At 66.8% G+C, this 20,965-nt stretch carries 17 protein-coding genes; 9 read left to right on the forward strand and 8 right to left on the reverse strand.

Translation table 11 applies throughout. The features are described from left to right. Positions 1–63 precede the first annotated feature (63 nt). The 3 genes from ACVWZ5_RS02350 to ACVWZ5_RS02360 all read left to right on the forward strand — a co-directional run bounded on the left by ACVWZ5_RS02350 (position 64) and on the right by ACVWZ5_RS02360 (position 4,673). Positions 64–2,190: a TonB-dependent receptor gene (locus tag ACVWZ5_RS02350; protein WP_062575704.1), complete on the forward strand. Its 2,127-nt coding sequence runs from the start codon at positions 64–66 to the stop codon at positions 2,188–2,190. A gap of 90 nt (positions 2,191–2,280) precedes the next feature. After that, complete coding sequence (locus ACVWZ5_RS02355) at positions 2,281–3,336, forward strand: GlxA family transcriptional regulator (protein WP_096048121.1); 1,056 nt, start codon at positions 2,281–2,283, stop codon at positions 3,334–3,336. Positions 3,337–3,467: 131 nt separating this feature from the next. Then, positions 3,468–4,673, forward strand: a complete 1,206-nt coding sequence (locus tag ACVWZ5_RS02360; protein WP_096048122.1) for an NAD(P)/FAD-dependent oxidoreductase — start codon at positions 3,468–3,470, stop codon at positions 4,671–4,673. On the opposite strand, the gene ACVWZ5_RS02365 is transcribed toward ACVWZ5_RS02360, so the two are convergent. The 6 genes from ACVWZ5_RS02365 to ACVWZ5_RS02390 form a co-directional block, all read right to left on the reverse strand. Further along, entirely contained in the window at positions 4,591–5,391 is an 801-nt protein-coding gene (locus tag ACVWZ5_RS02365; protein WP_325925821.1) for an HvfC family RiPP maturation protein, read from the reverse strand. The two genes, ACVWZ5_RS02360 and ACVWZ5_RS02365, sit on opposite strands and share 83 nt — an antisense overlap. Continuing rightward, a complete protein-coding gene (locus ACVWZ5_RS02370) occupies positions 5,384–6,217 on the reverse strand; it encodes an HvfB family MNIO-type RiPP peptide maturase (protein ID WP_084941543.1) in 834 nt (277 codons plus the stop codon). The genes ACVWZ5_RS02365 and ACVWZ5_RS02370 overlap by 8 nt, the downstream gene beginning before the upstream one ends. A 93-nt stretch (positions 6,218–6,310) precedes the next feature. Beyond that, complete coding sequence (locus ACVWZ5_RS02375) at positions 6,311–6,802, reverse strand: HvfA family oxazolone/thioamide-modified RiPP metallophore (RefSeq protein ID WP_062359738.1); 492 nt, start codon at positions 6,800–6,802, stop codon at positions 6,311–6,313. A 167-nt stretch (positions 6,803–6,969) separates the two neighbouring features. Then, positions 6,970–7,536, reverse strand: coding sequence for a DUF4174 domain-containing protein (locus tag ACVWZ5_RS02380; protein ID WP_028691808.1), 567 nt, complete (start codon positions 7,534–7,536; stop codon positions 6,970–6,972). 370 nt (positions 7,537–7,906) lie between these two features. Further along, on the reverse strand, positions 7,907–10,273 hold the full coding sequence (locus tag ACVWZ5_RS02385; protein WP_343580763.1) for a DNA polymerase II: 2,367 nt from the start codon (positions 10,271–10,273) through the stop codon (positions 7,907–7,909). A 100-nt stretch (positions 10,274–10,373) separates the two neighbouring features. Next, a complete protein-coding gene (locus tag ACVWZ5_RS02390; RefSeq protein WP_301142057.1) occupies positions 10,374–11,579 on the reverse strand; it encodes an MFS transporter in 1,206 nt (401 codons plus the stop codon). Between the two features lie 114 nt (positions 11,580–11,693). Between ACVWZ5_RS02390 and ACVWZ5_RS02395 the strand changes: the two genes are divergently transcribed. Beyond that, positions 11,694–12,605 carry a LysR family transcriptional regulator gene (locus ACVWZ5_RS02395; protein WP_301142059.1) on the forward strand — a complete coding sequence of 304 codons (912 nt, stop codon included), beginning with the start codon at positions 11,694–11,696 and terminating at the stop codon, positions 12,603–12,605. On the opposite strand, the gene ACVWZ5_RS02400 is transcribed toward ACVWZ5_RS02395, so the two are convergent. Further along, positions 12,586–13,506: a LysR substrate-binding domain-containing protein gene (locus ACVWZ5_RS02400; protein WP_062573599.1), complete on the reverse strand. Its 921-nt coding sequence runs from the start codon at positions 13,504–13,506 to the stop codon at positions 12,586–12,588. The genes ACVWZ5_RS02395 and ACVWZ5_RS02400 overlap by 20 nt on opposite strands. A gap of 189 nt (positions 13,507–13,695) precedes the next feature. On the opposite strand from ACVWZ5_RS02400, the gene ACVWZ5_RS02405 reads away from it, so the two are divergent. The 5 genes from ACVWZ5_RS02405 to ACVWZ5_RS02425 all read left to right on the forward strand — a co-directional run bounded on the left by ACVWZ5_RS02405 (position 13,696) and on the right by ACVWZ5_RS02425 (position 17,674). Continuing rightward, entirely contained in the window at positions 13,696–14,472 is a 777-nt protein-coding gene (locus tag ACVWZ5_RS02405) for a YqcI/YcgG family protein (RefSeq protein ID WP_062575703.1), read from the forward strand. 2 nt (positions 14,473–14,474) lie between these two features. Beyond that, positions 14,475–15,107 carry a LysE family translocator gene (locus tag ACVWZ5_RS02410; RefSeq protein WP_028691814.1) on the forward strand — a complete coding sequence of 211 codons (633 nt, stop codon included), beginning with the start codon at positions 14,475–14,477 and terminating at the stop codon, positions 15,105–15,107. Between the two features lie 23 nt (positions 15,108–15,130). Next, a complete protein-coding gene (locus tag ACVWZ5_RS02415; RefSeq protein WP_232532243.1) occupies positions 15,131–16,231 on the forward strand; it encodes a hypothetical protein in 1,101 nt (366 codons plus the stop codon). Positions 16,232–16,322: 91 nt separating this feature from the next. After that, positions 16,323–17,048 carry a hypothetical protein gene (locus ACVWZ5_RS02420; protein WP_036986331.1) on the forward strand — a complete coding sequence of 242 codons (726 nt, stop codon included), beginning with the start codon at positions 16,323–16,325 and terminating at the stop codon, positions 17,046–17,048. 128 nt (positions 17,049–17,176) lie between these two features. After that, on the forward strand, positions 17,177–17,674 hold the full coding sequence (locus tag ACVWZ5_RS02425; protein WP_062573596.1) for an HvfX family Cu-binding RiPP maturation protein: 498 nt from the start codon (positions 17,177–17,179) through the stop codon (positions 17,672–17,674). 121 nt (positions 17,675–17,795) lie between these two features. On the opposite strand, the gene ACVWZ5_RS02430 is transcribed toward ACVWZ5_RS02425, so the two are convergent. Further along, entirely contained in the window at positions 17,796–20,951 is a 3,156-nt protein-coding gene (locus tag ACVWZ5_RS02430; RefSeq protein WP_301142067.1) for an efflux RND transporter permease subunit, read from the reverse strand. Positions 20,952–20,965 lie beyond the last annotated feature (14 nt).

A 20,965-nucleotide genomic window follows, 5' to 3' on the forward strand; every position in this document is an offset into this window, starting at 1 on the left:
CGTGCGCTTGACCGTTGCGTGTTTTCCACCGGGATCCATTCCTTCCTGCAGCAGTGGAACGACATGTCCCGATTCAACAAGCTTCACACCCTGGCGGCCTGCCTGGCCGTGTCCCTGCCGGCGCTGGCCGACGATCATGAAGTAACGCCCTTCACCCTGCCCTCCACGGCAATCACCGACACCCGCGAGCCACAGGCCATCGACCTGGCCACCCCGACCCCGACCGGTTCACGCCTGAACCTCAGCGCCCTGGACACCCCGGCCAGCACCAGCAGCCTGACCGAGGCGCAGATCCAGCAGCGCAACAACCTCACCGTGCAGGACGCCGTGACCCGCTCGCCGGGCCTTACCTTCATCGGCACGCCGGGCGACGGCGGCACCGGCCTGTCGGCCCGCGGCTTCACCGGGCAGAGTTCGGTGATGACCCTGTTCGACGGCTCACGCCTGTACGCCGGTGCCGGCACCCTGACCTTCCCGGTCGATCCGTGGATGGTCGAGCGCATCGACGTGATCCGCGGCCCCGCCTCGGTGCTGTACGGCGAAGGCGCCACCGGCGCGGTGGTCAACGTGGTACCGAAGCAGCCGTTCGCTGGCGAGATCCGCAACCACCTGCGTCTGGGCTACGGCTCCTGGGACCGCCAGCAGCTGGGCCTGGACAGCGGCGGCAGCCTGAGCGAGCGCCTGAGCTACCGCGTGACCCTCAACCAGCAGGCTGGCAACGGCTGGGTCGACCGCACCGACTCGCGCAGCCTGGCCCTGAGCGCCGCCCTGCGCTTCGATGCCAGCGACGACCTGAGTTTTACCCTCGCCCACGAACGTGGCGATGCGCAACCGGCCAACTACTACGGCACCCCGCTGATCGACGGGCACCTGCGCAGCAGCGTGCGCCGCAAGAACTACAACGTCAGCAACGACGAGCAGCGCTACCACGACGAGTGGACGCGCCTGACCACCGACTGGACCCTCAGCGACCGCGTCAGTGCCAGCAACCAGCTGTACTACATCAAGAGCCGCCGCCAGTGGCGCAATGCCGAGTCCTACACCTGGGACGCCGCCAACGGCGTGATCCAGCGCGGCAGCTTCCTCGAGATTCGCCATAACCAGGAGCAACTCGGCGATCGCCAGAGCTTCACCTTCGACCATGGCCTGTTCGGCCTGGACAGCAAGACCGTGGTCGGCGCCGAGTACAACCGGATCCGTTTCAACGTCGACAGCAACTCGCCCTACAGCGATGGCAGCAGCGACCCGCTCGACCCATGGCATCCGGCTCCGGGCGGCTTCCATAGCCTCAGCCCAACCCGCGCACAAACGCTGTCCAAGGTCGACACCTTCGCCCTGTTCGCCGAAAACCGCACCCAGCTGACCGACCGCCTCGCACTGGTCACCGGCATTCGCCGCGACCAGAATCACATCGACCGCGACGACCTGGCCAACAACAGCCGCAGCGATCGCAGCCTGCAGGGCGGCAACTGGCGCGCCGGCCTGGTGTTCGCTGTTACCGACGACCTGTCGCTATATGGGCAGTTTTCGACCAGCGAGGACGGCGTCGGCGACCTGCTCACCCAGCGCCCGGACAAGCGCCTGGAACTGACCGAAGCGAAGCAGGCCGAGGTAGGCCTCAAGCAACGTTTCTGGGATACCCGTGGCGAGTGGACGCTGGCGGCCTATCACATCGTCAAGAAGAAGCTGCCGGTGTACAACCCGCTCACCCACGACAGCCAGCAGGCCGGCCAGCAGACCTCCGACGGCCTGGAGGCCAGCCTGGAACTGGCGCTGGGCAACCAGTGGCAGCTCTCGGCCAATGCCGCTTTGGTGCGGGCCAAGTACGATGATTTTCTCGAGGAAGGCGACAACGGCACGGTCCACGACCGCGCCGGCAACCGTCCGCAGGACGTGCCGCGACGCACCGCCAACCTGTGGCTGAGCAAGGGCTTCGGCCAGGCCATGGATGCCGGTATCGGCCTTCGCTATGTGGATGAGCGCTATGCCAGCGCGGCCAACGACCAGCGCGTGCCGGGCTACACGGTGGTCGATGCCAACCTGGGCTGGCAGGTGCTGCCCGATGTGCGCCTGGGCCTGCAGTTCAACAACCTGTTCGACCGCCAGTACGCCCAGTCCAGCTTCAGCGGCGAGCAATGGCTGCTGGGCGCGCCGCGCTCGTATTTCGCCACGGTCGACTACCGCTTCTGAGGCGGACTCCAGCGTTCGTCGCACGGTGCTTGATCAGCACCGTGCCACCTGCTCGACTAGGACCTACGCCTTCATCACAAGCAGCGTGCCATGACCGACATCCCGCAGATCCCCACCCCACCCGTGCACGCCCTGGATCAGCCGCGCACCTTGCTGTTCCTCGCCTACCCGCAGATGGGCCTGCTCGACCTCACCGGCGCGCAGACGGTCTTCTGGGCCGCGACCAAGGCCCGCGCCGCCCGCGGCCTGCCAGGTTACCGCCTGGTCACCGCCAGCCTCGAGGGCGGCCTGGTGCCGACCGCCGAGGGCCTGGCGGTAGGTACCGAGCCACTGGCGCCCTGGTTGCGCGAACCCTTCGACACCCTGGTGGTGCCCGGCGCGCCGGAGATCGTCCGCACCCTCCCCGATCATGCCGAGCTGGTTGCCTGGCTGGCCCAGGCTGCCCAACGCGCCCGACGCACCGCCTCGGTGTGCAGCGGCACCTTCCTGCTGGCCGCCGCCGGGCTGCTCGACGGACGCCGGGCCGCCACCCACTGGGCGATGTGCGATGCGCTGCACCGGCGCTTCCCGGCCATCGAAGTGGACGCCGAGTCGATCTTCGTGCAACAGGACCAGGTGTGGACCTCGGCCGGGGTCAGTGCCGGCATCGACCTGGCGCTGGCCCTGGTCGAGGCCGACTGTGGCCGCGAGGTGGCCATGCAGGTGGCCCGCGAGCTGGTGGTGTTCCTCAAGCGCCCCGGCGGCCAGGCGCAGTTCAGCGAACTGCTCAAGGCCCAGGGCGAGGACAGCGCCGCCTTCGAGGCCCTGCACCTGTGGCTCAACGAGCACCTGGGCGACCCGCGCCTGACGGTCGAGCGGCTGGCCGAGCAGGCGCGCATGAGCCTGCGCAACTTCACCCGGGTGTACAAGCACAAGACCGGCCGCACTCCGGCCAAGGCCATCGAGGTGTTCCGCCTCGAGGCGGCGCGCCGCTTGCTGGAGAACTCGGACCAGCACATCGAGCAGGTCGCCCGCCACTGCGGGTTCGGCAGCGAGGAGCGCATGCGCCTGGCGTTCCAGCGTCACCTGGCGGTGACCCCGCGGGACTACCGGGCGCGCTTCGCCCGCAGCGTGTCGCTGGCCGAAATCCAGGGTTCTTTGGCCTAGGGGTAAACCAAGGGCGCGCATAGCATCTGCAGCACGTCTTTCGGGCCACGGTCCATGTCGTCCGGCAAGGCGTACCCTTTTCCCACTGCCGCAGCGACAACATCGACAATCGCGGCATCCAGGAGCACCCCATGAAACAGATCCTGATCATTGGAGCAGGCTTCGCCGGGCTGTGGAGCGCCCTCGGCGCCGCCCGCCTGCTCGACCAGCACAAACGCGACGACGTGCTGATCACCGTGCTCGCGCCCCAGGCGGAACTGCACATCCGCCCACGCTTCTACGAACCCGACGTGCACACCATGGCTGCACCGTTGCAGGCGTTGTTCGACGCGGTCAACGTGCGCTTCGTCAAGGGCAGCGCCTACCACATCGACCAGGCCAGCCGTGAAGTGGCTTACCGCCAGCCCAACGGCATCGAGGCCAGGCTGGGCTATGACCGCCTGATCATGGCCTGCGGCAGCCTGCTCAACCGCCCGGCGCTGGAAGGCTTCGACCGCCACGCCTTCGACGTCGACAAGATCGAGTCTGCCACTCGCCTTGAAGAACACCTCAAGTCCCTGGCCGCCCGTCCCGACAGCCCGGCGCGCAACACCGTGGTGGTCGCCGGTGGCGGTTTCACCGGCATCGAGACCGCGACCGAACTGCCCAGCCGGCTGCGGGCGATCCTGGGCGACAAGGTCACGCCACGCATCGTCGTGGTCGACCGCGGGACGAAGATCGGCGCCGCCCTGGGCGACGGCATCCGCCCGGCCATCGAACAGGCATCGGCGGCGCTGGGCATCGAATGGGTCTGCGGCGCCACGGTGGCCTCGGTGGATGCCGGCGGCGTGCTGCTCGACAACGGCGACCGCATCGCCGCCTGTACGGTGATCTGGACCGTCGGCTTCAAGGCCAACCCGCTGACCGAGCAGATCACCGGCGAGCGCGACCGCCAGGGCCGCCTGCATGTGGACGGCCAGCTCAAGGTCATCGGCAACCCGGATGTGTATGCCGCGGGCGATGTGGCCTACGCGGCCTGCGACGAGGTTGGCAACTTTGCCGTGATGTCCTGCCAGCACGCCATCCCCCTGGGCCGCTACGCCGGCAACAACGCCGCCGCCGAGCTGATCGGCGTGGCGCCGATGACCTACAGCCAGCCCAAGTACGTCACCTGCCTGGACCTCGGTGCCTGGGGCGCGGTGTACACCGAGGGTTGGGAGCGCACCGTCTCGCCACCGACGGACAAGGCCGAGGCCAAGCAGCTCAAGCAGCAGATCAACTCGGTATGGATCTATCCGCCGGCCGCGGATCGGGCGACGGCGCTGGCGGCAGCCGATCCACTGATTCCGGTGGCCTGACAGGCTCCCTGCCGCCTCGGCGGGTACCGACGATGATGCCCTGCCCGCGCAACTGGTGCAGCAGCTCCAGGCCCGCCTGCTGGTGCTGCTCGCCCAACGCGCGCAGGCGCTCGCGCCCGCTGCCCGGCAGGCCCACCAACAATTGCCAGGCCAGCGGCGCCAGGCGGGCGAAACGCACCTGCAGGTCGGCGTCGCGGTACACCAGCAACAGGGTGGGTTGCGCTGGCGCCTCGCCTGGCTGGTACTCCGGGCCGATGCGTTCCACCGGCCAACGGTAGGCCAGCACCCGCGCCACGCACGACAACAGTGGCTCGCCGTCGAGCAGGTCACCGTCCGGGTCGTGCGGCGGATCCTCGGCGTCGCTCAGGTATAGCTGCGCCTCGATCCATTCATAGTGCGCCAGTTCCAGCTGCCAAGGGGCATCGGGCTCGATGCCCTGCAGGTAGTCGATGAACGCCTCGGCAATCTCGGTGAACAGCGGTGTCTGACTGCGGTAAAGGGCGTAGAAATCGCGCACCCGCGCATGCCAGCGCTGATCGCCCAAGGTACGGCGCAGCACTGGGAAGCTGCCGGCCAGCAATCCTTCGATGGCGCCATGGAACAGCTCGCGATAGACCTTCAGGCGCCGTGCCTCGATGCCGGGCGGCGGCGGATTGGCGGCCGGGTCGCGCAGGTGGCGCGCCAAGGTGAATTGCTGGGTGCGCAGGGTCTCAGTCATGGCCGGGCACTCCGTGGGCATATTGCAGGCTGCGGATACGCGCCGTCTCGGCCAGCAGTTCGGTCAGCGGCGGGTAGTTGAAATCGCGCTCGAGCACAGTGGGCTGCGCCCCGAAACGCCGGCAGGCGTCGGCGAACAGCGCCCAGACGTCCTCCTTGACCGGCGCGCCGTGGGTGTCGACCTTCAGGTCCGGGGCCTCGTCGTAATGACCGGCCACATGCATGCCCACCACCCGCTCTTGGGGTATGCCGGCGAGGAAGGCGCGGGCGTCGTAGCGATGGTTGCAGGCATTGACGAAAACGTTGTTCACGTCCAGCAGCAGGTCGCAGTCGGCCTCGTCGAGCACGGCGCGGACGAAGTCCAGCTCGGGCATCGCCTGGTACGGCGCGGCGTAGTAGCTGATGTTCTCCACCGCGATGCGCCGACCAAGCATGTCCTGGGCCTGGCGGATGCGTGCGGACACATGGTGGACGGCCTCTTCGGTGAACGGGATCGGCATCAGGTCGTAGAGGTGGCCATCGTCGCTGCAGTAGCTCAGGTGCTCGCTGTACATCCGTACCTGGTGACGGTCGAGGAACTGTCGGGTGCGCTCGAGAAAGCCGCGATCCAGCGGCGCGGTGCCGCCCAGTGACAGCGACAGGCCGTGGCAGGCGATGGGAAAACGCTCGGCCAGGCGCGCCAGGCCCTGGCCGAAGGCGCCGCCGACGCCGATCCAGTTTTCCGGGGCGCACTCTAGGAAGTCCACCGCGCCCGCCTCCATCGTCAGCAAGTCGGGCAGCAGGCCACGGCGCAGGCCGAGGCCGGTGTGCAATTTGGGTTGGGGCATGATTGCAGGCTCTCTGGGGCGTTGAACGGCAGCGCGGGGCCAGCCCGCTCCCACACATGACATCGTGGAAGCGGGCTGGCCCCGCGAGGCGCTTCAGGACTGGCCGGTCAGATGGCTGAACAGCCCGTCGGGCATGGCCTTGCCGTTGGCCTTGTAGATCGCCGCCAGGTGATCATGGGCCTCCTGCTCGGAGATGAAGCCGTCGTGATTGCGGTCGATCTTGTCGAAGTCTGCCGCCCTGTCCTTGGCCACGGCCAGGAACTCCTCGCGGGAGACCTTGCCGTCGCGGTTGCTGTCAGTGCGGGCGAACGAGGCGTCGCCACACTTGCCCTCACCGCACTTGCCCTCGGCTCCGGCCTTGGCGCTGGCGCCACACTTGCCTTCGCCGCATTTGCCCTCGCTCTGCGTGGCCTTGCCACCGGCACCGCACTTGCCTTCACCGCACTTGCCTTCGCCCGGGGTCTTGGCCGAGGCCAACTGGTAGCCTTGGGCCAGGGGTTCTACGGCGAAGGCACTGTTGCCCAGAACCATGCCGCCTAGCAAGGTGGCGCCGAGCAGGCCGAGGGTTTGACGGGTCGTTTTCATGGTGTCGCTCCACTGTGGTTGGAAAGTGGAGCCATTGAGCCGCAGCGGTGTGTCGCGGATGTATCGAGGCAGGCGATATTTTGTATGCCAATGGGTCGCGGCGAAGCGCAGATACACAGTGATACATGAACGGCCCTCTGGTTGCGCAGAAGGCCGTGACAGAGCGGTCAGTCCTCCAGCGGCTTGGGCGGCGCTGCAGGTTTGGCGGGCTTGGCCTTGGCATCCTTGGTCTTGCTGTCCTTGGCCTTGGGCTCGGCAGGTGCGGCTGCGACGGGTTCGGGGGCGGTGACCGCCTTCTCGCTGGCCGGCAGCTCGTCGACCGCCTTGAAGATCACCTGCGGGTCGAGCTTCTCGCCGCTGTCGTCGTCCTTGAGCATGTGGCGCTCACCGTCCTTGCCCACCAGGATCACCTTGGTGCCCTTGCTCGCGCCCAGCTTGAGCTCACGGATCAGGGCCATTGTGGTCTGCTGCTCGAGGTTCTTGTCCTCGCGCTTGCCCATCATGTTGGCGACGCTGTACAGCACCAGGCTGCGCTCCTTGAATCCGGCCTGGGTGGCGGAGTCTTTCAACGCCTCTTCCAGGCCGCGCAGGGTCGGGTCGGCCGAACTCGGGGCAATGACCACCAGTGGCCGTGCCTTGCCCAGTTCCTTGGCCAACGGTGCATCGCTGTCTGCGGCAAACAGCGGGCTAGCCAAGGCGAACAGGGTAGCGAGGGTCAGTGACCGAACGAGCATGCGCATCTCCTTGTTTTCTCTATAAACCTAAAGACTGCGGATCAGGGAGAAAGATCCGGCGTGGAGCCTAAACCAACTGGCCAGGCGCCTGCTCGCGGCAAAAGTAACCGGGCATGTCCCACACCTGACCAGAGCATAGTCCAAGGATACTGCGCGCACTCAGGGCCGTGCCGTGGCGTTGCCCATCTCGCCGGCTTCCAGCGCCAAGCGCGAGCGATGATGGCGTCCTGGAACGTTTCGTGCCCGGTTACTGATGGCGCGCGAAGCACTTGCTGCTCGTTGTTGTCCATGACTCGTCTCTGCTGAAAATAGAGACGCGAGCGTATGAACTTCGGTGAAACCTCGATAGATAGCACCCGCCCCGACCTGTTCAGAAGTCGAAGGCGAGTTGATCCAGGTGCCCCAGGTCGATCGTGTGCCCCAGCACGAATGGCAGGATGGCATCCGCCACGGGTTGCAGCTGTCGGGCGACATAGTGCTCGTAATCGACCGACGATTGCAGAATCTCCAGGGGCTCTGGCCCCGAGGTGGTGATGATGTAGCTGATCCAGCCGCCGTTCTGGTACTGAGTGGGGCGTCCCACCCGTCGATTATGCTCGTCGGCCAGGCGCGCCGCGCGTACATGCGGCGGCACATTGCGCTGGTAGTCAGCCAACGGGCGACGCAGGCGCTTGCGGTAGACCAGCAATTCATCCTGCTCGCCCGCCAGGGTACGGCGCACGTATGCCTGCAGGTAGTCGCGGTAAGGCTGGCCACGGAACACCCGGCCATAGAGTTCCTGCTGGAACTGCCTGGCCAGCGGCGACCAGTCGGTGCGCACCGACTCCAGCCCCTTGAAGACCATGTCGTCCTGGCCGTCGCTGCGCCGTACCATGCCGGCGTAGCGCTTTTTGCTGCCTTCGTCGGTGCCTCGGATGGTCGGCATCAGGAAGCGTCGGTAGTGGGTTTCGAACTGCAGCTCCAGCGCGCTCTCAAGGCCCATGGAATGACGCAGGTTCTCGCGCCACCACTGGTTGACCTGCGCCACCAGCGCCTGGCCGATACTTGCGGCAGCCGCTTCGTCGTGGGCCCCCTTGAGCCAGACAAAGGTGGAGTCGGTGTCGCCGTAGATCACGTCATAGCCCCGCGCCTCGATCAGCGCCCGGGTCTGGCGCATGATCTGGTGCCCGCGCATCGTGATCGACGAGGCCAGGCGCGGGTCGAAGAAGCGGCAGCCACTGGAGCCGAGCACGCCGTAGAAGGCGTTCATGATGATCTTCAGTGCCTGCGAAAGCGGGGCGTTGCCCGCGCGCTTGGCCGCCTCGCGCCCCTGCCAGACACGCTCGACGATGGCCGGCAGGCAATGCTGGCGGCGCGAGAAACGGCCACCGCGAAAGCCCTCCACCGAGTGCGCGTCGTCCGGCTGGCGCAAGCCCTCGACCAGCCCCACCGGGTCGATGAGGAAGGTGCGGATGATCGAGGGGTACAGGCTCTTGTAGTCGAGCACCAGCACCGAATCGTACAGCCCGGGCCGCGACTCCATGACGAAACCGCCCGGGCTGGCCTCGCCCTCGCCACCGACGAGGTTCGGCGCGACATAGCCCAGGCGGTGCATGTGCGGGATGTACAGGTGGCAGAACGCGGCCACCGATCCGCCGCTGCGGTCCACGGCCAGTCCGGTGACCGAGGCGCGTTCGAGGAGGAACTCCAGCAAGTGGGTATGGGCGAAGATCCGCGTCACCAGCTCACAGTCCCTGAGGTTGTAGCGGGCCAGGGCCGGCTTGTCCTCGGCGAAGCGGCGGTTGATCTCGTCCATGCGCTGGTACGGCGTGTCGATGGCCTTGCCCTCGCCCAGCAACTGCTGCGCGACGCTCTCCAGGCTGAACGAGGGGAAGTTCCAGGTCGCCGAGCGCAAGGCCTCGATGCCGTCGATCAGCAGCCGGCCCGGCGCCTCGGCGAAGAAGTGGCTGCGGGCGCCGTGCTCGCGCAGGTGCATCGGCGCGCCGTCGCGGCCCAGGCACAGCGGCACGTTCAGGCGCTGGGCATGCTCGTGCAGCAGGCGCAGGTCGAACTGCACCAGGTTCCAACCGATGATCGCGTCGGGGTCGTGGCGGGCCAACCACTGGTTGAGGCAGACGATCAGTTCAGCGCGATCGGCGCAATAGTGCAGGTCGAAGTCCAGTTTGCCCGCCTCGCCGTTGGCCGGGCCGAGCATATAGACCTGGCGCTGGCCGCAGCCTTCCAGGGCGATGCTGTACAGCTCGCCGCGTTCGCTGGTCTCGATATCCAGTGACACCAGGCGCAGCGGCGGGCGGTAGTCCGGGTCGGGCTTGAGCTGGGCATCGTGCAGCACGCCCTGGCTGTCGGGGCGACCATCGAAACGCACCGGGGCGGTGATGAAGCGCTCCATCAGGTAGCGTTCCGGCGGGCGGATGTCGGCTTCGAACACCTCGACACCTGCAGCGCGCAGGCGCTTTTCCAGGGCGATCAGCTGGCGGTGCTGGCGGCAGTACAGGCCCATCACCGGACGCAGGTCGAAGTCGCGCAGCTGCAGGGGCTTGAGTTCGACGCCCTGTTCACCGGCCAGCAGCGCCCGGGCGTGGGCAGCCTGGGCGGCGGGAATGAAGGCCACCGAGGGCTGGGCGGCCAGGCGCAGGCGCCGTGGGCCCTGGTCGGTGGCCAGCCAGAACTCCACGCAGGTGCCTTCGGGCGTGTCATGCCAGTGGCGGGTCAAGACGAAGCCTTGTTGCAACGGCACTGCGGGGACCTCGGATCGCTACTTTCTCACATGGGCGGATTGTACCGTTCCTCTTGGCATAAAGGGGTGTTTCCAGGCCCCGCGATTGCGTCCGATCAGGCTAGCGTGCGCCCGCGACGAACCCGGCCCGGCGTCCGCTGACCACCAGCAGCCACGCCAGCGCCAGCAGCCCCAGCACCACCGCGCCAAACCACTCGACCCCGGCGCCGACCAGCAACAACCCGCCAATGATCCCGCCCAAGGCGATCGCGCTGTTCCACACCGTCACCAGCATCGACTGCGCCACATCGCCGCCCTCGCCCGCCGCATCGGCGCAGGCGGTCTGCAACAGGGTCGGCGCACCGCCGTAGGTCATCCCCCACAGCGCCACGCTGACATGCACCAGCCAGGCGGCGCCCTGGGCCTGCCCCAAGGCCAGCGTCGCCAGGGCGAACCCGGCCAGGCACAGCAACACCAGCCTGCGCAGATGACGGTCGACACCCAGGCCCACCAGCAGGATGCCGCCCAGCGAGGCCAGGCCGAAGGTCATCAGCACCTGGCCCACCTCGGCCGTCATGCCCGCCGCCGCCAGCAGCGGCACGATGTAGGTGTAGAGGATGTTGTGCCCGAGAATCCACGCCAGGATCACCAGCAACACCCGCGCCACGCCCGGGGTGCGCAGCACCGCCAGCGCCGCGGGGCGCTTGCCGGCGGCCTGGCCGGGGAAGTCCGGCACCGCCCGCACCACCCAGACGATCAGCAGCAACGCCGCGACCGTGACCACCACGAAGGCCGCGCGCCAGCCCAGCCAGGCGCCGAGCCAGGTGCCGATTGGCAGACCTAGCGACAGCGCAATGGGCTGGCCCAGCATCGCCACCGCCATGGCCCTGCCCTGCTGGGCCGGCGCCACCATGCGCCGCGCATGGCCGGCGATCAGGCCCCAAGCCAGGCCGGCGGCGGCGCCGGTAAGAAAGCGCAGACACAGGGTGAGGGAGTTGTCCGGCGACACAGCGGTCAATCCGTTGAACAGCACGAACCCGGCGATCGCCAGCAGCAGCGCGCGACGTCGCCACCAGCCCTGGGTCAGGGTGACCAGTGGAATGGCGGTGAGCAGCGAGCCCAGGGCATAGGCCGTGACCCACTGCCCGGCCATCGCCTGGCTGATTTGCATACCGTCGGCGATCTGGTCGAGCAGGCCGGCCGGCAGGGTTTCGCTGAGGATGGCGATGAAGCCGGTCAGGGCCAGGGCCAGCAGCCCGCTCAGGGGAAGGCGCGTGGCGCTGGCAGGGGATGCGGCGACACACGCCGCCGGGGAAGGTGAATGCATGGTTGTCTCCGGCTATCGATTTAGGCAGGCATGGTGCGCTGCTGGGGCATTGCGGAAAAAGCCGGGTACAATTCCACTCAGTCAGGACATTAGTGTCCGCAATCGGAGCGCAGCATGGACAGCCTCAGCGGCTTCATGGTCTTCAACCGGGTCGCCGAGACCCGCAGTTTCGTCGCCGCCGGCCAGTCGCTGGGGATCAGCGCCTCCGCCGTGGGCAAGCGCGTGGCACGGTTGGAGGAACGCCTGGGCGTGCGCCTGTTTCACCGCAGCACGCGCAGCATCACCCTGACCGCCGAGGGCACGCTGTTCCTGGAACGCAGCCGGCGCATCCTCGCCGAGATCGAAGCCACCGAGCAGGAACTGTCCCAGGCCAGTGGCGCGCCCCGCGGACGCCTGCGGGTCAGCCTGCCGCAGGTGACCGGGTTGGTGATGCCGGCGCTGGCCGAGTTCATGGCGCGCTACCCCGAGATCGAACTGGACCTGGACTTCAGCGACCGCATGGTGGACATCGTCGGCGAGGGCTTCGACGTGGTGATGCGCGGTGGCCAGCCGCTGGATTCGCGGCTCAACGCCAAGTTCCTCGGGCACTTCCAGCATCGCCTGGTGGCGTCCCCCGCCTACCTGCGCGAGCGCGGCACGCCGCAGCATCCCCGCGAGCTCACCGGGCACAGCTGCCTGCACTACCGCTTCCCCAGCAGCGGCAAGCTGGAAACCTGGCCGCTGCGCCGGGAACACCCCGAGCAGGACTACGCGATTCCCATCTCGATGGTCTGCAATCACGTCGAGACGCGCATCTGCTTCGCCCTCAACCATCGCGGCATCACCTGCCTGCCGGACTTCAGCGTGCGCAAGGAACTGGCGGCCGGCAGCCTGGTGAGCGTGCTCGACAGCTTCATGGAGCGACGCGGCAGCTTCTACCTGCTGTGGCCATCAGGACGGCAGATGCCGCCCAAGCTGAGGGTGTTCATCGACTTCATGCTCGAACGGGTACTGCCTGCCACCGACGTCAGCCGTACAGGTAGCTGATGTCCTTGTGCGACAGCGGCGGCACCTGCGCCACCAGGTAGTCACGCAACTTGTGCATCTGGTGGGCCTTGGGGCTGGCCTTGAGCCAGGTCATGTAGTAGCCGTCGCCGGTGGCCACCGCGTGGGGGAATGGCGTGACCAGGTTGCCCGCCGCCAGGTCGGCGCTGGCCAGCACCAGGTCGACCACCGAAATGCCCAGCCCCTGCTGGGCGGCCGAGATGCCCTGGTCGAGGGTGTCGAACACCTGGCCCTGGTCGATGCTGATGTCCAGCGCGTCCATGCGCGCCAGCCAGCGCCGCCAGTCACGGCGGTCCGGGGAGGGGTGGAGGAACTCGCAGCTGGAGAGCACCGACAGCTCCGGCCGGGCCTGCTCGAGGTAGCTTGGGTGGCACACCGGGATCAGCCATTCATCGAACAGCTTCAGGCTTTCCACATCCGCCGGGAAGCGTCCGTTGCCGAGCAGGATGGCGCAGTCATAGGGTTCGGAATAGAAGTCCACCGCGTCGATGTCCATCCATACGCTCGACAGTTGCACCGAACAGCTGTTGTCGACCCGCTTGAAGCCGTCCAGGGCCCTGAGCAGCCAGCGCACGGTGAGCGTGGACGGCGCCTTGAGGCGCACGCCGTAGCGATCCTGGCGCAGCAGCGCGCAGGCGTTCTCGATGATCTTGAAGCCGACCTTGAGTTCCTGGGCCAGCAGCCGGCCGTGCTCGGTCAGGCGCAGCTTGGGGCCGCGACGCTCGAACAGGTCGCAGCCGAACAGGGCTTCGAGGGTCTTGATGTGGTGGCTGACTGCGCCCTGGGTCAGGGCCAATTCCTGGGCCGCGCGGGTGAAGGAGCCATAGCGCGACGCCACTTCGAAGGCGCGCAGGGCGTGCAAGGCTTGAATCCGTTCCGACATGGCGCCTTCCAGAGCATGAGTGAAGCTAATAGTAGGTCATAGAACCAGGCGTTTTACAACGCGGGATCCATCTCGGAAAATGCCGGTAAATAACAATTATATATAGCTAAGCTGCCGTTATATGTCGAAAACGTTCTATTAAACGAGAAACTCTATTAAATACTGCATACGGATATGCCTGGGGAAATCATGTTTACGGGTTATGGAAACTGCTACCGCCTGGATGCGCTGGAGCTCGCCGATGAACATGTCCAGAACCGTCACCACTGGACGTACAAGACCATAGAACACTTCAAGGAAACCCTCGCCAACCCTGACTTCCCGTGCCTGTTCGGGCGCAAGGCGGTCAATGCGCGCACGTGCCACATCGTCTTCGCCCGCGCCGAACGCCTGGCAGACGATATTGCCCAAGGCCTTGGCGACTACATCCGCACCATCGAGCCGATCCCGCTCAAGCAGCGCATCGGCAACCCGCTGCTGGTGTTCCTCGAGACGGCGCCCGGCACCACGCTGCAGGCACAGCAGGCACTGGCCTGGGACGTGCTGAATCAGGTCCATGCGCGCGACCCGCAGCCCTGGCCCGAAGAAGTACCGCAGGATCCGCACGACACGCGCTGGTCGTTCTGTTTCGCAGGCATGCCGCTGTTCATCAACATGAGCTTCCCCGCCCACCGCTTGATGAAAAGCCGCAACCTGGGCCGACACATTGCCTTCGTCATCAACCCGCGGGAGAGCTTCGACGAGGTCGCCAGCGCCAGCACTGAAAGCGGCCAGCGCATTCGCGCACGCATCCGCGAGCGGGTGCGCCACTACAACGACGGGGTGATGCCCGAGACCCTGGGCTTCTTCGGCCAGGACGACAACTTCGAATGGAAGCAGTACCAATTGCAGGAGCCCGGTTCGCCAAGCCCGGCGCGCTGCCCGTTCCATGCCCACGCAACCGCTGCAACCCTCACCGAGAACTGATCGTGAATACCGCACTGACCGCCACCTACGCCCTAACCGTCCTGCTGCTGATCGCCACGCCCGGCCCGGTGGTGGCCCTGATCGTCAACACCGCCGCCGCCTCGGGCTCGCGCAAGGCCCTGTTCACCGCGGTCGGCACCAACTGGGCCTCGCTGGTGCTGATCGGCGCGGCCGCCTGGATCATCCTTACCAGCGCGGCCATCGACAAGGCCTGGCTCAGCGCCATGAGCCTGCTGGGCTGCCTGTTCATCGGCTACATCGCCCTGGGCACCCTGCGCGAAGCGCTGCAGGCCCCGGTCGACAGCGCCCCGCAGGCCCCGGCCAGCGCGCAAGCGGGCCGCGGGGGCCTGCTGCAGGGCTTCATGGTCGGTATCTCCAACCCCAAGGACATCATCTTCTTCATCGCCTTCTTCCCACAGTTCATCCAGATCACCGAGTCGTTCGGCAAGAGCATGGTGGTGCTGTCGCTGCTGTGGATCGCCATCGATTTCGCCGTGCTCAGCCTGTACATCTTCGCCATCGGCAAGATCGCCTCGCCGCGCAGCAACCGCCTGATCAGCCTGGCCTCCGGCGTTGCCCTGCTGCTGATCGCCGCCGTCGGCCTGGCCTACAACCTCAGGGAGCTGGCCGCCTGAGCCCCCTAACAGAAGGAGCGCCCATGACCCCGATCCCCCCCGCCACCACCGGCAGCATGGGCACGCCCGACCCCTTGGCGCAGGACTATCAGCGCTTCCTGCAACTGGGTAGCCGCCGCGCACCGCACACGCTGTATGTGCACGAGCGCGGCTACCGCTCCGCAACCATCAACACCGACGCCCTGGGCATGCGCTACAGCCACTGCGCCGGCAAGCGTTTCTCGGTGGCAGAGCGCGGCGGCGCGGCGCGGGTCAACCTGCTGGTGGGCGGTTCCACCGCCATGGGCATCGGCGCCAGTTCCGACGAACACACCGTGGCCTCGTACCTGTCGGTGCTGACCGGCGAGATCTGGTTGAGCCTCGCAGGTTGCGGCCTGAACGCAACCCAGGAACTGCTGATGTTCCTCACTCACCAGCACCGCTTTGGCCAGATCGGCCACGTGGTGGTGCTCAGTGGCCTGAACACACTGGCCCAGGAGGCCCTCGCCGAAGTCCTGGCCGGTGCGCAGGACCCGCATCGAGCACAGGCCTACCAGGATTTTCTCAACCGTTTCAACGAAGGCGTGCATGCCGGTGGCGAAGCGCGCCGCGAGTCGTTCTGGCAACGCCTTGGCCAGTTGCTGGCGCCAGCCCGGGAAACCCGCTGGCCGCCAGTGGAACCGCTGTCGAGCCCGGACAAGCGCCTGATCCGCGCCGCCGATGCCGTGGGCCGCACCCTGCGCCAGTGGGACCGGCTGCTGGCGGACGGCCACACCACCCTCACCTTCATCCTGCAACCGCTGCTGCCCTGGTGCCGCGAGGCACTGCCCAAGGCGGAACAGGCCATGCTCGCCAAGCTCGAGCGCCAGCCATCGAACTTCGACCGCCTGCTCGGCGACACCTTCGACAGCCAGCTGCACATGGCCTTCTTCCGCCGCATCAAGAGCCAGGCCGACCCGGTCCCCTGCTACGACATGAACAGCATGCTCAGCAGCTCGCCGGTATTCGCCGAGCACCTGTTCGTCGATCGCCTGCATTTCAACGACCTGGGCAACAATGCGCTGGCCAAGGTGATCACTGCCAAGCTGGGGCTGGCCCAGGAAAGACAGGCCCTGCGCAAGGTCGCACCGATCAAGCTGGTCTGATGACCGGACGCCGGGCTTTCGGGAAAGGCACGCGGATGGATAGAATAGGCCGTCGTCGCTCCTGATTCGCCCGAGGCACCGTGTAACTGCCATGACCATTCCTGCCTTCCCCTCGCTCCTGGCCCGTCCTCGCGCTCGCCTGGCTGCGACACTCCCGTTGCTGCTGGCCGCCACAGGCGCCCAGGCCCTGGACGTGAGCATCGACCCCCATGCCGACCTGCTCTATCGCCAGGCCCTGCCGCTGCTGGAACAGGCCGACAACCAGGACGACAACGCCGGTCCGCTGCGCACCGCCAGTGGCGACCCCGAGCTCAGCCGCCAGGGCCAGGCGATGGCCCACACGCTGCCCACGGCGGTGGCCCTGCTGAAAAAGTCGGTGGAACTCGGCCACCCGGTAGCCCAGTACCGCCTGGCGCTGTACTACACCACCTATCTGCCGGCAGGACAGATCGCCGAAGCCGCCTGCCCGTTGCTGGAAGCCAGCCTCAAGCAAGGCTTCGCCCCACCCGCGCTGGCCATCGCCCACTGGTGCTCCCCGTACAATGCCAGCCCCGCCTACCGCGAGGCGCTGGAGGCGGTTCCCAGCATGGCCACCTTGTATGCCGCCTACTACCCGCAGCCGGCCACCCGCCTGGTGTGCAACCGTACCCGGCCCCAGGGCCTGCAACTGCAGTGGGGGCGCCAGCGCGACTACCAGGCCGAGATCTACCGCCTGCTCGGTGAGCTCGACCCGCGCCAGCGCCAGGCCTTCCTGCAGAAGGCGGTGGACATCAACGGCTGCGCCGCGGCGCAACAGCGCCTGACCAGCAACCGCTGAGGATCGCTACACAGCGATACATAAACCCACCACCCCCGACACACTGTCGATACCCCGCCGCCACACACTCCCGGCCACGACAGCGCGACGGCAGCCCGCCGTTGCCGCCTACACCGGGATGCCTGCCCATGAAAGCCCTGCCACTGTTCACTGACTGGAAGCTGTTCAACGCCCTCGACCACACCGGCAACTGGAGCGCCGACCTGCCGTTGCGTTTGTTCCTGGCCTGGGAGTTCTTCGAATCGGGCCTGGAGAAGTTCAACGGCACCAACTGGTTCGCCGACCTGCAAAGCAGTTTTCCATTCCCGTTCAACCTGTTGCCGGTGGGTCTCAACTGGCAGCTGTCGATGTGGGCCGAATTGATCTGTCCGCTGCTCCTGCTGCTGGGGCTCGGCACCCGTCTGGCCTCGGCAGTGCTGATGGTGGTGACGGTGGTGGCGATTGCCGCCGTGCACTGGCCGAGCCAGTGGTCGAGCCTGGCGGAATTGGGGCGGGGTTATGCGATCACCGACCAGGGTTTTGGCAACTTCAAGCTACCGTTGATCTACCTGGTGGCGTTGCTGCCGCTGCTGTTGAAAGGGGCTGGAAGGTTGAGCCTGGATCACTGGCTGCGCCGGTACCTGTAGGAGCGGCCTTGTGTCGCGAATGGGCTGCGAAGCAGCCCCAATGAACCATGCAACAATTGCGTGACCTGGGGCCGCTTTGCGGCCCTTTCGCGACACAAGGCCGCTCCTACAAGCGATAGCGTTACACGTCTTCTGCCAGGTTGTCCTCATCCCGCCGATGCGCCCACTGATACAACGCTGGCAACACCAGCAAGGTCAGCGCCGTCGACGACAGGATCCCACCGATCACCACCGTCGCCAGCGGTCGCTGCACCTCGGCGCCGGTGCCGGTGGCCAGGGCCATGGGAATGAAGCCCAGCGACGCCACCAGCGCGGTCATCAGCACCGGCCGCAGGCGGGTCAACGCCCCCTCTTCCACCGCCGCGCGCAAGCTCCGGCCTTCCTCGCGCAGGTTGCGAATGAAGGCAATCATCACCAGGCCGTTGAGCACCGCGACGCCCGACAGCGCGATAAAGCCTACCCCCGCCGAGATCGACAGCGGGATATCCCGCAACCAAAGCGCCAGCACCCCGCCGGTCAGGGCGAAGGGGATGCCGGTGAACACCAGCAGGCCATCCTTGAGGTTGTTGAACATCATCAGCAGCAAGGCCATGACCAGCAGCAGCGAGATCGGCACCACCACCCGCAGGCGCTCTGCCGCCGACTGCAACTGCTCGAATTGGCCGCCCCAGCGGGTCCAGTAGCCCGGCGGGATCTGCACCTGGTCGATCAGCGTCTGCGAGGCCTGTTCGACGAACGAACCCAGGTCACGCCCACGCACGTTGGCGCTGACCACCACCACGCGCTTGCCATCCTCGCGGCTGACCTGGTTGGGGCCCAACTGCAGGTTCAGGTTGGCCACCTGTGACAGCGGGATGAAGCCGATCTGCGAGGCACCGGCGGCGGCGCTGGCCGGCACCGGGATCAGCAGGCCGGACAAGCCGTCGACATCGGTGCGTAGCGCTTCCGACAGGCGCACCACCATGTCGAAGCGGCGGTCGCCTTCGTACAGGGTGCCGGCAGTGCGACCACCCACGGCGATGGCAATGGCGTCCTGAACATCGCCCACGTTCAGGCCGTAACGGGCGGCCTTGTCACGGTCGATATCGATGGTCAGCACCGGCAGGCCGGTGGTCTGCTCGACCTTCACCTCGGAGGCTCCCGGCACCTGCTGCAAGCTCGCGGCAATCTGCGCGGCGGTGCGGTTGAGCACCTCCATGTCGTCGCCGAACACCTTCACCGCGACATCGCTGCGCACCCCGGAGATCAGCTCGTTGAAGCGCAGCTGGATCGGCTGCGACAGCTCGTAGTTGCTACCCGGCACGCTGGCGGCGGCACGCTGTACCTCGAAGATCAGTTCATCGCGCGGCTTGCCTGGATCCTGCCATTGCTCGCGGGGCTTGAGCATCACGTAGGCGTCGGAGATGTTCGGCGGCATCGGGTCGGAAGCGATCTCGGCTGTGCCGGTACGGGCGAACACCCGCTCGACTTCCGGCACCTGGGCGATGATGGTCTTCTCCAGGCGCTGCTGCATGTCCACCGACTGCGACAGGCTGGTGCCCGGCACGCGCAGGGCCTGCAGGGCGAAATCACCCTCGCTGAGGCTGGGGATGAACTCACTGCCCATGCGACTGGCCAGCACGCCGGACAGCAGCACCACGGTGGCGGCGCCGGCGAATGCCAGGTTGCGCCGGCCCAGCACCCAGTCCAGCACCGGGGCGTAGCGGCGGCGGGCGGTGCGCATGACCGCGCCCTCCTCCTCCTTCACCTTGCCGGTGACGAACAGCGCGAGCGCCGCCGGAACGAAGGTCACCGAAAGGATCATCGCCCCCAGCAGCGCCATCACCACGGTGAAGGCCATGGGGTGGAACATCTTGCCCTCGACCCCTGTCAGGGCAAAGATCGGCAGGTACACCACCATGATGATCAACTGCCCGTAGATCAGCGGCCGACGTGCCTCACGGGCGGCGGCGAACACTTCGTGGAAGCGCTCGGAACGGGTCAGCATGCGACCATGGTGCTGCTGGGCATGGGCCAGGCGGCGGATGGCGTTCTCGACGATCACCACCGCGCCGTCGACGATGATGCCGAAGTCGAGCGCCCCAAGGCTCATCAGGTTGGCACTGACCTTGTTGCTGAACATGCCGGTGAAGGTGAACAGCATCGACAGCGGAATGACCATGGCGGTGATCAGCGCCGCACGGATGTTGCCCAGGAACAGGAACAATACGGCGATGACCAGGATCGCGCCTTCGATGAGGTTCTTCTTCACCGTGGCGATGGCTTTTTCCACCAGGTTGGTGCGGTCATAGACGGTGATCGCCACCACGCCCTTGGGCAGGCTGCGGTTGATCTCCTCGAGCTTGGCCGCCACCGCCTGGGACACCGTGCGGCTGTTCTCGCCGATCAGCATGAACACCGTGCCCAACACCACTTCGCGGCCATTCTCGGTGGCCGCGCCCGAGCGCAGCTCCTGGCCCAGGCCAACCTGGGCGACATGGCTGACGCGGATTGGCGTGCCATCGACGCTGGAGATGACGATGTTGGCGATGTCCTCGGCCGAGGCCACCTGGCCCGGGGCGCGGATCAGCAACTGCTCGCCGTTGCGCTCGATGTAGCCGGCGCCGACGTTGGCATTGTTGCGCTCGAGCGCCGCGACCAGGTCGTTGAGGGTCAGCTTGTAGGCCGCCAGGCGCTTGGGTTCGGGCGCGATCAGGTACTGCTTGGCATGGCCGCCGATGCTGTTCACCTCGGCCACGCCCGGCACGTTGCGCAGCTGCGGCTTGATGATCCAGTCCTGGATCACCCGCAGGTCGGTGGCGGTATAGGGCGTGCCGTCATCCTTCACCGCCCCCCCCTCGGCCTCGACCGTCCACAGGAAGATCTCGCCAAGGCCGGTGGAGATCGGCCCCATGGCCGCCTCGATGCCTTCGGGCAACTGCTCGCGGGCCACCTGCAAGCGCTCGTTGACCAGCTGGCGGGCAAAGAAGATGTCGGTGCCGTCATCGAAGATCACCGTCACCTGGGACAGCCCCGAACGCGACAGCGAGCGGGTCTGCTTGAGGCCTGGCAGGCCGGCCATGGCGGTCTCGATGGCGAAGGTGATGCGCTGCTCGGTCTCCAGTGGCGAGTAACCGGGCGCGGCGGTGTTGATCTGCACCTGCACGTTGGTGATGTCGGGCACGGCGTCGATGGGCAACTTCTGGTAGCTGTGGATGCCCACGGCGGCCATCAGCACCACGGCGAGCATCACCACCAGGCGTTGCTCGATGGCGAACTGGATAAGGCGTTCGAACATGAAAGGCGTCCCCG

Source organism: Pseudomonas sp. TE6283, from assembly GCF_054060555.1.

Coding starts and splice junctions, on each gene's coding strand:
- ACVWZ5_RS02350 (WP_062575704.1), top strand. CDS start 64: ATGTCCCGATTCAACAAGCTTCACACCCTGGCGGCCTGCCTGGCCGTG.
- ACVWZ5_RS02355 (WP_096048121.1), top strand. CDS start 2,281: ATGACCGACATCCCGCAGATCCCCACCCCACCCGTGCACGCCCTGGAT.
- ACVWZ5_RS02360 (WP_096048122.1), top strand. CDS start 3,468: ATGAAACAGATCCTGATCATTGGAGCAGGCTTCGCCGGGCTGTGGAGC.
- ACVWZ5_RS02365 (WP_325925821.1), bottom strand. CDS start 5,391: ATGACTGAGACCCTGCGCACCCAGCAATTCACCTTGGCGCGCCACCTG.
- ACVWZ5_RS02370 (WP_084941543.1), bottom strand. CDS start 6,217: ATGCCCCAACCCAAATTGCACACCGGCCTCGGCCTGCGCCGTGGCCTG.
- ACVWZ5_RS02375 (WP_062359738.1), bottom strand. CDS start 6,802: ATGAAAACGACCCGTCAAACCCTCGGCCTGCTCGGCGCCACCTTGCTA.
- ACVWZ5_RS02380 (WP_028691808.1), bottom strand. CDS start 7,536: ATGCTCGTTCGGTCACTGACCCTCGCTACCCTGTTCGCCTTGGCTAGC.
- ACVWZ5_RS02390 (WP_301142057.1), bottom strand. CDS start 11,579: ATGCATTCACCTTCCCCGGCGGCGTGTGTCGCCGCATCCCCTGCCAGC.
- ACVWZ5_RS02395 (WP_301142059.1), top strand. CDS start 11,694: ATGGACAGCCTCAGCGGCTTCATGGTCTTCAACCGGGTCGCCGAGACC.
- ACVWZ5_RS02400 (WP_062573599.1), bottom strand. CDS start 13,506: ATGTCGGAACGGATTCAAGCCTTGCACGCCCTGCGCGCCTTCGAAGTG.
- ACVWZ5_RS02405 (WP_062575703.1), top strand. CDS start 13,696: ATGTTTACGGGTTATGGAAACTGCTACCGCCTGGATGCGCTGGAGCTC.
- ACVWZ5_RS02415 (WP_232532243.1), top strand. CDS start 15,131: ATGACCCCGATCCCCCCCGCCACCACCGGCAGCATGGGCACGCCCGAC.
- ACVWZ5_RS02420 (WP_036986331.1), top strand. CDS start 16,323: ATGACCATTCCTGCCTTCCCCTCGCTCCTGGCCCGTCCTCGCGCTCGC.
- ACVWZ5_RS02425 (WP_062573596.1), top strand. CDS start 17,177: ATGAAAGCCCTGCCACTGTTCACTGACTGGAAGCTGTTCAACGCCCTC.
- ACVWZ5_RS02430 (WP_301142067.1), bottom strand. CDS start 20,951: ATGTTCGAACGCCTTATCCAGTTCGCCATCGAGCAACGCCTGGTGGTG.